The organism is Sphingomicrobium sp. (assembly GCA_036563485.1).
Lineage (GTDB): Bacteria > Pseudomonadota > Alphaproteobacteria > Sphingomonadales > Sphingomonadaceae > Sphingomicrobium.
In genome coordinates this window covers 1,850,436-1,863,354 of sequence record DATCMI010000001.1, presented here as the reverse complement: position 1 = coordinate 1,863,354, position 12,919 = coordinate 1,850,436, and the positions used below count along the sequence as shown (strand labels likewise).

11 protein-coding genes and 1 pseudogene are annotated in these 12,919 nt (G+C 64.5%); 8 read left to right on the top strand and 4 right to left on the bottom strand.

Translation table 11 applies throughout. From position 1 onward, the window contains the following. Positions 1-48: 48 nt before the first annotated feature. The 8 genes and pseudogenes from radC (at position 49) to VIL42_09680 (ending at position 7,922) form a co-directional block, all read left to right on the top strand. On the top strand, positions 49-744 hold the full coding sequence (gene radC / locus VIL42_09715) for a DNA repair protein RadC (protein HEY8593122.1): 696 nt from the start codon (positions 49-51) through the stop codon (positions 742-744). A 118-nt stretch (positions 745-862) separates the two neighbouring features. Next, positions 863-1,861, top strand: coding sequence for a sulfate ABC transporter substrate-binding protein (locus VIL42_09710; GenBank protein ID HEY8593121.1), 999 nt, complete (start codon positions 863-865; stop codon positions 1,859-1,861). A gap of 26 nt (positions 1,862-1,887) precedes the next feature. Continuing rightward, the gene (locus VIL42_09705) at positions 1,888-3,345 is read left to right on the top strand and encodes a porin (GenBank protein HEY8593120.1); all 1,458 of its coding nucleotides are present in this window, start codon (positions 1,888-1,890) and stop codon (positions 3,343-3,345) included. A gap of 19 nt (positions 3,346-3,364) precedes the next feature. Continuing rightward, entirely contained in the window at positions 3,365-4,198 is an 834-nt protein-coding gene (gene cysT, locus VIL42_09700) for a sulfate ABC transporter permease subunit CysT (protein ID HEY8593119.1), read from the top strand. Continuing rightward, complete coding sequence (cysW, locus tag VIL42_09695; protein ID HEY8593118.1) at positions 4,195-5,037, top strand: sulfate ABC transporter permease subunit CysW; 843 nt, start codon at positions 4,195-4,197, stop codon at positions 5,035-5,037. Before cysT ends, cysW begins: the two co-directional genes overlap by 4 nt. A 1-nt stretch (position 5,038) precedes the next feature. Next, positions 5,039-5,683: pseudogene (locus tag VIL42_09690) on the top strand (ATP-binding cassette domain-containing protein). A gap of 134 nt (positions 5,684-5,817) precedes the next feature. After that, positions 5,818-7,137 (top strand): adenylosuccinate lyase, encoded by a 1,320-nt coding sequence (gene purB / locus VIL42_09685; protein ID HEY8593117.1) that lies wholly within the window; start codon positions 5,818-5,820, stop codon positions 7,135-7,137. Then, on the top strand, positions 7,134-7,922 hold the full coding sequence (locus VIL42_09680; protein ID HEY8593116.1) for a GAF domain-containing protein: 789 nt from the start codon (positions 7,134-7,136) through the stop codon (positions 7,920-7,922). Before purB ends, VIL42_09680 begins: the two co-directional genes overlap by 4 nt. Here VIL42_09680 and dnaJ read toward each other — a convergent pair. The 4 genes from dnaJ to fabD form a co-directional block, all read right to left on the bottom strand. Continuing rightward, positions 7,919-9,040, bottom strand: a complete 1,122-nt coding sequence (gene dnaJ, locus VIL42_09675; GenBank protein ID HEY8593115.1) for a molecular chaperone DnaJ — start codon at positions 9,038-9,040, stop codon at positions 7,919-7,921. The genes VIL42_09680 and dnaJ overlap by 4 nt on opposite strands. A gap of 70 nt (positions 9,041-9,110) precedes the next feature. Further along, positions 9,111-11,054 carry a molecular chaperone DnaK gene (gene dnaK, locus VIL42_09670; protein HEY8593114.1) on the bottom strand — a complete coding sequence of 648 codons (1,944 nt, stop codon included), beginning with the start codon at positions 11,052-11,054 and terminating at the stop codon, positions 9,111-9,113. Positions 11,055-11,197: 143 nt separating this feature from the next. Continuing rightward, positions 11,198-11,938 (bottom strand): 3-oxoacyl-[acyl-carrier-protein] reductase, encoded by a 741-nt coding sequence (gene fabG / locus VIL42_09665; protein ID HEY8593113.1) that lies wholly within the window; start codon positions 11,936-11,938, stop codon positions 11,198-11,200. Continuing rightward, on the bottom strand, positions 11,938-12,864 hold the full coding sequence (gene fabD / locus VIL42_09660) for an ACP S-malonyltransferase (GenBank protein ID HEY8593112.1): 927 nt from the start codon (positions 12,862-12,864) through the stop codon (positions 11,938-11,940). Before fabD ends, fabG begins: the two co-directional genes overlap by 1 nt. Between the last annotated feature and the right edge of the window lie 55 nt (positions 12,865-12,919).

The window sequence follows — 12,919 nt, the reverse complement described above, 5'->3', positions numbered from 1 at the left end:
AGCTGTGTTCTAGTCGCAACTGCTCGGATTGGTCGCGGCAGGAGCGGCATGAACGGGCACGTCAGCATCGATCGCAAGAATGACAGCGGCGGACATCGCGCCCGATTGCGCAAGCGACTGCTCGATGCCGGAGCAGACGCCTTCCAAGACTATGAACTGATTGAATATTTACTGACGCTGACGCTGCCGCGCGTCGACACCAAGCCGCTTGCCAAGCGACTGATCCACGACTTTGGCGGAATCGGCCCTCTCCTGTCCGCAAGCGCCGACACGCTGCGCCGCGAAGGGCTGAGCGATGCGACCATCGCGGCGCTGAAGATTGCTCAGGCGGCGGCCCTGCGCCTGCTGGAGACCCGGATGGAGAGCCGCCCTGTGCTCTCGAGCTGGGACGCGCTCGGCGATTACCTGCACGCGGCAATGGCGCATCACCGAGTCGAGGAAGTGCGGATCCTGTTCCTCAACGCAAAGAACATGCTGATCGCCAACGAGGCGCTGTGGCAGGGTTCGGTCGACGAAGCCGCGGTCCACGTCCGCGAAGTCATTGCCCGAGCCATTGCGCTGGGCGCCACAGCGATCATCATCGTCCACAATCATCCGAGCGGCGATCCGACGCCTAGCAGCCAGGACATCCGCCTAACGCGCGACCTTGTCGAAGCTGGCAGGCACATGAAGGTGACGGTGCACGACCATGTGATTGTCGGCGCGGAGGGCCGCACCAGCATGCGCGCCATGGGACTGATCTAGCCAGCATTCATCAGCGTCGCCGAAGCGTTGTCCGGCAGCGCCAAAATGAGAATCACATCTATTGTCTAGTCATTGACTAGGGATCTAGAAGCAGGCCGCTCAATAGGGGAGTCGGTCCATGACGATCATCAGGAAGTTCGCCTTAGCCGCGGCATTGTCGACGGCCATTTTGCCGGCCAGCGCAAGCGCCGCACCTACCGAACTGCTCAACGTGTCCTACGATCCGACCCGCGAGCTGTACCAGCAGATCAATGCCGTCTTCAAAAAGCGCTACGGCAAGCCGATCACCATCAAGCAAAGTCACGGCGGGTCGGGGAAGCAGGCGCGCGCGGTGATCGACGGCCTTCCCGCGGACGTCGTCACGCTCGCGCTGGGCTATGACGTCGACGCCATTGCGAAGAAGGGGCTGATCGCGCCGAACTGGCAGAAGCGCCTGCCGAACAACAGCACGCCTTATTATTCGACGATCGTGCTTCTGGTCCGCAAAGGCAATCCGAAGAAGATCCAGGACTGGGACGACCTCATCCGGCCGGGCATCAAGGTGATCACGCCCAACCCGAAGACGAGCGGCGGCGCGCGCTGGAATTATCTCGCGGCCTGGGGCTACGCGCAGAAGAAGTATGGGTCGCCGCAGCAGGCGAAGCTCTTCCTCGCCAAGGTCCTGCGCAACGTTCCGGTGCTCGACAGCGGCGCCCGCGGCGCGACGACGACCTTCGTCGAGCGCGGCCAGGGCGACGTGCTGATCGCCTGGGAAAATGAAGCGCTACTCACCGTCAAGAAGCTGGCGCCCGGCAAGTTCGACATTGTCTATCCGTCGGTCTCGATCCTCGCGGAGCCGCCGGTCGCCGTCGTCGACAAGGTCGTCGACCGGGAGGGTTCGCGCGCCGCGGCGGAAGCCTATTTGAAGTTCCTCTATACGCCTGAGGCGCAGGAAGTGATCGCGCGCAATTACTTCCGTCCGCGCAACCCGGCGGTGGCGGCGAAGTACAAGGGGCAGTTCCGCAACATGCAGCTGTTCCAGATCGACCGGAACTTCGGTGGTTGGGCCAAGGCCCAATCCGTGCACTTCAACGACGGCGGCCTGTTCGACCAGGAATTCGAAGCAGCCAAGCGCTAAGCTTTTAAGCCACAGGGACATAGACGATGATGACGCGCATCCTGCTATTTGCGGGCGCCTCGGCGCTCGCCCTCACCACCCCCGCATTCGCCCAGCAAGCCCAGCCGCAGACGGCCGACGATTCCACGCTCGACACGCTCGCGCCTGCCGATGACGAGCAGCCGCAAGCCGAACCGGCAAAGCTCACCGGCGATCCCGTGCTGGACCGGCTCAACGCCTTGGAAGCGCGCATAAAGCAGCTCGAAGCACGCAACGCGCAGCTCGAGCAGCAGGCGGAGCTCAACGAAGGCCGAATCGAAAGCGTTGAGACGCGTGCGGCCAAGAATGCGCAGTTCGGCTGGGCGCCGACGATCTCCGATCCGGACGGCAGCTTCACCTTCAAGCCGCGCGGCGTCATCGATGCGGATTTCGGGGTCTTCAACGAGCGCGAAGGGAGCTACGCCTACAATGACGGAACGGCGTTCCGCCGCGCACGCCTGGGCTTTGAAGGCACGGCATTCAAATGGCTGAACTATCGCGTGGAGGTCGATTTCGCAGGCAATTCGGTCGGCATCACCGACGCTTATTTGCAGTACACCAAGATCCCCAAGACCGTGCTGACGCTCGGGCAGCACAAGGCGCCGTTCGGGCTCGAGTCCAACAACAGCGACAATTACAACGTCTTCCTGGAACGCGGCATGTTCACCAACGCGTTCGGCAATGCCGGTGCCGAGCGCCGGATCGGCTTCTCAGCGGCGTACGCGCCCAAGGAGAATATCAACATTGCAGCAGGGCTGTTCGGCGACAATGAAAGCATCAGCCGGGGTAGCGGTGCTGCGCCCGGGGAGAGCTGGGGCGTCAACGGCCGCGCCACCTGGGAGCCGATCTTCGACACGGGCAAGGTGCTGCACCTTGGCATCTCGGGCTTTTACCGGACGCACCTGAAGTCCGGCGACGTGGCGGACGCGGTGAGGCTGAACGACCGGCCGAACGTGCGTGTCGACGGCGGCAACATCGCCGACAGCGGCGTCATTATCAACACGCGCTCGCTGCGTTATGGCGGCGTGGAGGCGGCCGGCGTGCTCGGAGCACTCACTGTCGCAGGCGAGGCCGGGCGACTATGGCTCGACCGCACGGATGCGCCCAACGCGCATTTCACGGGCTTTTACGGGTACGCCGCTTACATGCTCACTGGAGAGACGCGCGGGTTCAAGGGCGGCAATTTCGACCGCATCAAGCCGTTCAGCTCCTTTGGCGACGGTGGGCTCGGCGCCTTCGAGATCGCCTTGCGGTACGACCACCTCAACCTCAAGGACACGCCGGTCGCGGCGCGCGCCGGCAATGAAGCGACGAGCCTCACCGCCGGGTTGAACTGGTACCTGAACCCCTATGCGAAGCTGATGGTGAACTACATCCGCTTCAGCGGCGACAACACGCCGCTCGATCCCGTCGGCGCAAAGACGAAGGGCGACGCCTTCGCCACCCGTCTTCACCTCGATTTCTGACGGGAGCACAAGCTTCGTGATGCCCAGCGGAGTTGCGCGCCGGTCCTCCCCACTCCCGGGATTCGGCCTTTCCCTGGCCATCACGATCCTTTGGCTTTCGCTCATCGTCCTGATCCCGTTGAGCGCTGTGCTGCTGCGCAGCGTCACCGACGGATGGGGCGAGTTCTGGAAAGCCGCAGGCTCGCCGCGAGCGATCGCCGCTTATCGTCTGTCGTTCGGCGGCGCGGCGATTGCGGCGGCGATCAACTGCGTCTTTGGATTGCTCGTCGCGTGGGTTCTCGTCCGCTACCGCTTCCCTGGCCGCCGTTTCCTGAGCGCGCTGATCGACCTGCCCTTTGCACTGCCAACGGCCGTCGCCGGTATCGCTCTGACGGCGCTCTATGCCGACACAGGGCCGGTCGGGCGGATCTTCGATCCCTTGGGCTTGCCGATCGCCTACAAGCCCGCGGGCGTCGTGCTGGCGCTCACCTTCATCGGCCTGCCATTCGTCGTGCGGACCGTCGAGCCCGTACTCGCCGAGGCATCGAAGGAGATTGAGGAAGCCGCGCTCACGCTTGGGGCGACGCGGCTGCAGACCTTCTTCCGCGTCATCCTGCCGACGCTGGCGCCTGCCCTTGCGACGGGCTTTGCCCTCGCCTTCTCTCGGGGCGCCGGCGAATATGGCTCCGTGATCTTCATCGCGGGGAACATGCCGTTCAAGTCCGAGATCGCGCCGCTGCTGATCATCACCCACCTCGAAGAATATGATTATGCCGGCGCAGCCGCCATCGCGACGGTCATGCTGTTCATCTCCTTCGCCGCGCTGCTCGCGCTCAACCTGCTGCAGAACTGGCAGCACAAGAGGATGACGTGAGCGCGGGCGGCCTTGGCGAGACGCGCGGGGTCAAGGTGCTGCTGATCGGAGCGGCGCTCCTTTATGTCGGCGTGATGCTGGTGCTGCCCCTCGGCGCCGTGCTGGTCGAAGCGTTTCGCAAGGGGATCGAGCTCTGGATGACCTCGATCAGCGAAGCCGACGCGCGAGCATCGATCAAGCTGACGCTGCTGGTCGCCGCGATCGCCGTACCGCTCAACACCATCTTCGGTGTCGCCGCGGCGTGGGCCATCGCCAAGTTCGACTTCCGCGGCAAGGCGACGCTGATCGCCTTGATCGAGCTCCCCTTCTCGGTGTCGCCGGTTGTGTCGGGCCTAGTCTGGGTCCTGCTGTTCGGCGCGCAGGGGTGGTTCGGTCCCTGGCTCGAAGACAAGGACATTCGCATCATATTCGCGCTTCCGGGACTGGTGCTTGCGACTGTGTTCGTGACCCTGCCCTTCGTCGCCCGCCAGCTCGTGCCGCTGATGACCGCGCAGGGGCGCGCCGACGAGGAAGCGGCTCTGACGCTCGGCGCGAGCGGATGGCAGGCCTTCTGGCACGTCACGCTTCCCAACATCCGCTTCGCGCTGCTCTACGGCGTGCTGCTGTGCAACGCCCGGGCGATGGGCGAGTTCGGCGCGGTCAGCGTCGTTTCGGGGCATATACGTGGACAGACCAATACCATGCCGCTGCAGGTCGAGGCGCTTTACAACGACTATGATTTCGTCGGCGCCTTTGCGGTCGCCTCCCTCCTTACGCTGCTCGCCCTCGTCACGCTCGCGCTCAAGACCGCGCTCGAATGGCGGCACCGCGCGCAGCTCGCAGCAACAGGGCGTCACTGAGATGTCGATCCGCGTCGAGAATGTCTCGAAGAGCTTTTCCGCCTATCCGGCACTCGAAGACGTGTCGCTTGCCATCAGCGACGGCGAGTTCGTCGCACTCCTCGGCCCATCAGGGTCGGGCAAGACGACGCTGTTGCGGATCCTGGCTGGACTGGAGGCGCCGCAGCAGGGACGCGTCTACTTTGACGGCCAGGATGTGACGTCCGACAGACCCGCCTCGCGCGGGATCGGGTTCGTGTTCCAGCATTATGCCTTGTTCGGGCATATGACAGTCGCGCGGAACATCGCCTTCGGCCTGGAGGTGATGAAAGGCGGGCCATCGAAGGCGGACATCATGCAGCGCGTCGACCAATTGCTCGACCTTGTTCAGTTGCCCGGCCTTGGCGGCCGCTATCCGAGCCAGCTGTCAGGCGGGCAGCGGCAGCGGGTCGCATTGGCACGGGCACTTGCGCGCGAGCCTCGTATCCTGCTGCTCGACGAGCCGTTTGGCGCCCTCGACGCAAAAGTCCGGCGCGAGCTGCGCGGCGCGCTTCGCACGATCCACGACGAGCTCGGCCTCACCTCGATTTTCGTCACCCACGACCAGGAGGAGGCGTTCGCGCTCGCCGACCGCGTGGCCGTGCTCAACAGCGGCCGCATCGAGCAGTTCGCGCCGCTCGACGAGGTAGCTACGGCTCCCGCGACGCCGTTCGTCGCCAGCTTCCTCAGCTAGTGCCGAACGGCTTGAAGCAGCCGAAGCATATTTGAACCCCCGCGGCGGCTCTGCTAGCCGCCGCGGCCATGGTTCCCCGCTATTCCCGTCCCGAGATGGCGGCCATCTGGTCGCCGGAAAACCGCTACCGCATCTGGTGGCAGATCGAAGTCTTCGCCGCCGAGGCGATGGGTGAAATCGGGATGATCCCTGCGCAGGACGCGAGGACCATTCGCGCGGCTTATGACAGCAACGCCCTCGGCGACATCGACATCGACGCGATCGATGCGATCGAGGCGGTGACCAAGCATGACGTGATCGCTTTCCTGACGTGGGCCGGCGAGAAGCTCGGGCCCGAGCGGCGCTGGCTGCACCAGGGGATGACCAGCTCCGACGTGCTCGACACCGCACTTGCCGTGCAGCTGAAGGAAGCTGCCGATCTGCTGCTTAAGGACCTCGACGCACTGCTCGAAGCGATCAAGCGCCGCGCCCTGGAGCATAAGATGACGCCAACCATCGGCCGCAGCCACGGAATCCATGCTGAGCCGGTCACCTTCGGGCTGAAGCTTGCCCAGGCCTATGCCGAGTTCGCGCGCAATCGCGAGCGGCTCCGGGCCGCGCGCGACGATGTGGCGACCTGCGCGATCTCCGGTGCGGTTGGCACATTCGCCAACATCGATCCGCGGGTCGAAGAGCGCGTCGCTGGCGAACTCGGCCTATCGGTCGAGCCCGTCTCGACCCAGGTGATCCCGCGTGACCGACACGCGATGTTCTTTGCCACCCTCGGCGTCATTGCCTCGTCGATCGAACGGCTCGCCGTCGAAGTCCGCCACCTGCAGCGCACCGAGGTGCTGGAGGCTGAGGAATATTTCTCGCCCGGCCAGAAGGGCAGCTCGGCGATGCCGCACAAGCGCAACCCTGTGCTGACTGAGAACCTGACCGGGCTCGCGCGCATGGTCCGTGGGTATGTCACGCCGGCGCTGGAGAATGTCGCCTTGTGGCATGAGCGCGACATCTCCCACTCGTCGGTCGAGCGCTTCATCGGGCCCGACGCGACGATCACATTGGACTTCGCGCTCGCGCGGCTGACGAGCGTCGTGGACAAGCTCGTCGCCTACCCCGAGCGGATGCAGAAGAACCTCGACCGGATGGGCGGGCTCGTCCACTCGCAGCGGGTGCTGCTCGCGCTTACCCAGGCTGGCCTGAGCCGCGAGGATTCCTATTCGCTGGTCCAACGGAACGCGATGAAAGTCTGGGAGTCGGACGGACAGCTTTCGCTGCTGCAATTGCTGAAGGACGATCCGCAGGTGGCGGAGCGGCTATCCGGCGAGCAGCTCGATGAGCTGTTCGACCTTGATTACCATCTGAAGCACGTCGACACGATCTTTGACCGGGTGTTTGGCCAGTGAGTGAAGCGCAAATCCAGTCGGCCGGCTTTTTCCTCGAACTGTCGCCGGACTGGCTGATCCTTCGCGCCTCGTGCAACGCCCATGGGTTCATCGGCGAATATCACCAGCGCCTCGTCGGCGAGCCGATCTCCGAATTCACGATGGCGCAGCCGCTGCATGACCTGCGCAACAGCCTGGCGAGGCAGCGCAGCAGCAGCGGCATCGCTCGCGCCTACCGCGTGCGCTTGTTCGACCAGCCGGAGCGGTTCGACTTTGCATTTCAGTCGCTGGACTCCACCATCTTGCTGGAAGCACTCGAGAGCCCGGAACAGGGCGTCGGCGACTGGCTCGGTTCCGTAAGCCGGCTGATTGAAGGGCTCGAACGCGGCGACCGCAAACGGCTGATGGACGGCGCCGCGCGGCGGATGCGCGCGCTCACCGGCTTCGACCGGACCATCTTGACCATGGGCGGAGAGCGGATCGAAAGCGCGCGCGGGTCAATGGCTGCGCTGGAGGTGGCCGGCGAGCTGCCGCCGATCGTCGCGGACGCGAATGCCGAACCGATTTCGCTGTTCCCGGCGAAGCACGATCATCCGATCCCCGGCGCGATGTTGCGTGCGCCCTCGCCCGATCAGCTTGAGGCTCTACGAAGCGCCGGTATTTCATCGGTGCTGCGGGTGCCCGTCATCGTCGACCGAGAAACGATCGGCCACTTCGAATGCGACAACCGTGCCGCGCGGCCGCCTTCGTTCGAGCTCCACGCGGCGGCGGAGCTGTTCGCGCAGATTTTCGGAATGCTACTCTAGGCGCCGAAATAATCGCGGACGCGACCAAAGAAACTCTTCGACGCCGGACATTCGTCGCCCGTTTCCGTCTCACGAAATTCTTCCAGCAGTTTCTTCTGCTTGGCCGACATGCGCGTTGGCGTCTCGACATGGACACGCGCGACCAGGTCGCCGCGGCCGCGAGCGTTGATCGCACTCATGCCGGAGCCGCGATGACGCAGCTGTTCGCCGGACTGGGTGCCCGCGGGTATCTTCAGCTCGACCATATTGCCGTCGATGCCGGGGAGGCTGATCGCGCCGCCGAGCGCCGCCGTCGTGAAGCTGACCGGGCAGTCGGCGACCAGAGTCGTTCCGTCGCGCACGTAGATCGGGTGCGGCTTCATGTGCACGAACAGGTAGAGGTCGCCGCTGGCGGCGGAGCGCACACCCGCCTCGCCTTCGCCGGCAACGCGTATGCGGGTGCCTTCATCGACACCGGCCGGGATCTTCACCGATAGCTTGCGCTGGGCAATTGCGCGCCCTTCGCCATGGCAGGTTGGACAGGGGTTGCTGATGACTTCGCCGGAACCGCGGCAGTTGGGACAGCCGCGCTCGACCATGAAGAAGCCTTGCTGCGTGCGGATCTTCCCGGCCCCGCCGCAGGTCTGGCAATGGCTGGCGCAACGGTCGAGGCCGGTGCAGCCGCGCCCCTCGCAGCTCTCGCAGGTCGCGAGCGCATCGATGGTGATGGTCTTCTCGACCCCGTTAAACGCTTCTTCGAGGCTGAGCTCAATATCGTAGCGGAGATCCGCCCCGCGCGCGGCGTTTTGCCGCGGGCCGCGCTGATCCATGAACTCGCCGAAAATGGTCGAGAATATGTCGGAAAAGCCGTTGAAGCCGGCGTCACCGAAAGGATCGGCGCCGCCGCCGCCATTCTGGAAGGCAGCATGGCCGAAGCGGTCGTAAGCCGCACGCTTCTGCGGGTCCTTGAGGACGTCATAGGCCTGGTTGATGGCCTTGAACTGCGCTTCCTTGTCGCCGCAGCCATTGTGGCGGTCAGGATGATATTCCTTCGCCATCCGCCGATAGGCGGCCTTGATCGTCGCATCGTCAGCGCCGCGCTGAATGCCCAGCAGCTCGTAATAGTCCTGCTCGACCATCACTCGGTCCCGCCCCTACGCATTACAGCAGACGGCGCGACCCCCCGCACTGGGAAGCCGCGCCGCATGATCAGCCCTTATTCTCTTCGTCGACTTCGGAGAATTCGGCGTCAACGACCTCTTCCTCTGCACCGGCCGGCTGTTCAGCCGAGTCCGAAGCACCAGTATCGGCACCGGGCGCAGCGCCAGCTTCAGCCTGCTGCGCCTTGTACATCGCCTCGCCGAGCTTCATCGCGGCCTGGGTGAGCGCAGCGGTCTTCTGCTGCATCTCGTCGGCATCGCCGCTCTCGACGGCCGTCTTGGCTTCGCCAAGCGCCTTTTCGATTTCCGACTTCACGTCGCCCGAGACCTTGTCGCCATGTTCGGCGAGCTGCTTCTCGGTCGTGTGGATGAGGCTTTCGGCGTTATTCTTCGCTTCGGCCGCAGCACGCCGCTTCTTGTCCTCTTCGGCGAACTGCTCGGCTTCGCGGACCATCTTCTCGATGTCGCTGTCGGCGAGACCACCCGAGGCCTGGATGCGGATCTGTTGTTCCTTGCCCGTGCCCTTGTCCTTCGCGGACACGTTGACGATGCCGTTGGCGTCGATGTCGAAGGTGACCTCGACCTGCGGCACACCACGCGGCGCCGGCGGGATGCCGACCAGATCGAACTGGCCGAGCAGCTTGTTGTCCGCGGCCATCTCGCGCTCGCCCTGGAAAACACGGATCGTCACCGCATTCTGATTGTCCTCGGCCGTCGAAAAGACTTGGCTCTTCTTGGTCGGGATCGTCGTGTTGCGGTCGATCATCCGGGTGAAGACGCCGCCGAGCGTCTCAATACCGAGCGACAGCGGCGTGACGTCGAGCAGCAGGACGTCCTTGACGTCGCCCTGGAGGACGCCGGCCTGGATCGCGGCGCCCATGGCGACGACTTCGTCCGGGTTCACACCGGTGTGCGGCTCTTTCCCGAAGAATTCCTTCACGCGCTCGCGCACGCGCGGCATGCGGGTCATGCCGCCGACGAGGACGACTTCCGAAATGTCCTTGGCGTCGACGCCGGCGTCCTTGAGCGCCTTCTTGCAGGGCTCCATGGTCCGCTCGATCAGGTCGTCGACCATCTTCTCGAGGTCGGCGCGGCTGATCGTCTCAACGAGGTGGAGCGGCGTCGTCGCGCCGCCTTCCATCCGCGCGGTGATGAACGGCTGGTTGATCTCCGTCGACTGTGCAGACGACAGCTCGATCTTCGCCTTTTCGGCCGCTTCCTTCAGGCGCTGCAGAGCGAGGCGGTCGGTGCGAAGGTCGATATTTTCCTTCGCCTTGAACTTGTCGGCGAGCCAGTTGACGATCCGCGCGTCGAAGTCCTCGCCGCCGAGGAAGGTGTCGCCGTTGGTCGACTTCACTTCGAACACGCCGTCGCCGATCTCGAGCACCGAGACGTCGAACGTGCCACCGCCAAGGTCGTAGACAGCGATCGTCTTGCCGTCGTCCTTGTCGAGCCCGTAGGCGAGCGCGGCCGCGGTCGGCTCGTTGATGATGCGAAGCACTTCAAGCCCAGCGATCTGGCCGGCGTCCTTGGTCGCCTGGCGCTGCGCGTCGTTGAAGTAAGCGGGAACGGTGATCACCGCCTGGGTGACGTTCTCGCCGAGATAGGCCTCGGCGGTTTCCTTCATCTTCTGGAGGATGAAGGCGGAAATCTGCGACGGCGAATAGTCCTTGCCGCCGGCCTGGACCCAGGCGTCGCCATTGGCGCCCTTGACGATCTTGTAGGGCACCAGCTCGGTGTCCTTCTTGGTGATCGGGTCGTCGAAGCGACGGCCGATCAGGCGCTTGACCGCGAAAACCGTATTGTCGGGATTGGTGACCGCCTGGCGCTTCGCCGGCTGGCCGATCAGGCGCTCGCCGTCCTTGGTGAAAGCGACGACCGAAGGCGTAGTGCGCGCGCCTTCCACATTCTCGATGACCTTCGGCGTGCCCCCCTCCATGACGGCGACGCAGCTGTTGGTCGTGCCCAAGTCGATACCAATGACCTTGGCCATATTTCTATATCCCTCTTCTCTTCAGCCCCACGACCGGCCCCCATCAGGCAGCCGGTCCGTTGATTTCTCTTCGGGATATAGGTGCGGCGGAACCGACGACAAGGAGTGCAGCTACAATGCAGCTGCACGGGGCAAGCTGCCCTTTAGGGCATCGCCATGCCGCCGTTCACGTGCAGCGTCTGGCCGGTCACATAGCCGGCTTCGCGGCTGGCGAGGTAGACGCAGGCGGCGCCGATATCGTCGCCGCTGCCCATCGCTCCCATCGGGATGCGCGACAAAATAGCTGAGCGCTGCTGCTCGTTCAGCGCGTCCGTCATCGCCGACGCCATGAAGCCCGGCGCAATCGCGTTCACGGTGATGCTTCGGCTGGCGAGCTCCTGCGCAACCGCCTTGGTCATGCCGATCAGCGCCGCCTTGGAGGCGACGTAGTTCGCCTGGCCCGGATTGCCGGTCACGCCGACTACGGAGGTGATCGAAATGATGCGCCCAAAGCGCGCCTTCATCATCGGCTTGGCCGCCGCGCGCATCAGGCGGAACGCAGCTTCGACATTGACGCGGATGACCTCCTCGAATTCGTCGTCCTTCATCCGCATCAGCAGATTGTCGCGGGTGATGCCGGCATTGTTGACGAGGATGTCGAGCTTGCCGCCGAGCGCTTCAACAGCCTGCGGGATGAGCTGGTCGACGGCGGCGCCATCGGAGAGATTGCAGCCGAGCGCGACATGGTCGCCGCCCAGCTCCCCGCGAAACCGCTCAAGCTTCTCGACATTGCTGCCGCTAACGGCGAGCCGCGCGCCCTGTGCCGCAAGCGCCTTGGCAATGGAACTGCCGAGACCGCCTGAAGCGCCGGTGACCAGGGCGGTCATTCCGCTGAGATCGAACATCATGCAATCTCCTTGGCCGCGGCTTCGATGTCTTCGATGGTGACGAGGCTAATTACTTTCGCATCCGGCGCGATCCGCTTGACCATCGGACCGAGCACCTTGCCGCCGACCTCGACGAACTCGTGCACGCCGGACTCGAACATATTGGCGACGCTCTCGCGCCAGCGAACCATGCCGGTAACCTGATCGACGAGCTGGTTGCGGATGGTGTCGGGATCGCTTTCCGGCTGCGCGGTGACATTGGCGTAAACGGGAACCGCCGGCTGCTCGACGATGACATAGCTGAGCGCGTCGCGCATGGCGTCGGCGGCCGGCTGCATCAACGGGCAATGGAACGGCGCCGAAACCGGCAAGGGGACGGCCCGCTTAGCGCCCATGTCCTTCGCCATGGCGATCGCACGGTCGATCGCGGCCTTGCTTCCGGAAACCACGACCTGCGAGGGGTCGTTGTCATTTGCGACGGTGCACACGCCATCCTCAGCGGCGGCCGATGCGATCTTCTGCGCAAGGTCGAGGTCCGCGCCGAGTAGCGCTGCCATGGCGCCTTCCCCCACCGGCACTGCCGCCTGCATCGCCTGCCCGCGTAGCTTCAGCAGCTTGGCGGTGTTCGCAAGATCGAACGAGCCGGCCGCGCACAAGGCCGAATATTCGCCGAGGCTGTGCCCGGCGACAAAGCTTGCCGCGTCTCCGACATCCACGCCGAGCGTCCGCAACACTGCGATCGAATGGGCCATGATCGCCGGCTGGGCATTTTCGGTAAGCTTCAGCTCATCGTCCGGACCTTCGCGCATGATCCGGAAGAGGTTCTGCGCCAGCGCCTCGTCGACCTCGTCGAACACGTCCTTGGCGGCGCGACTCGCATCCGCGAGGGCGGCGCCCATGCCCAACGATTGGCTACCCTGGCCCGGAAAAATGAAAGCCCGCATTGAAGCCTCTGCACTTGGTCGAACCCGGGGCGGTTAGGCGCGGCCAATCCGATTG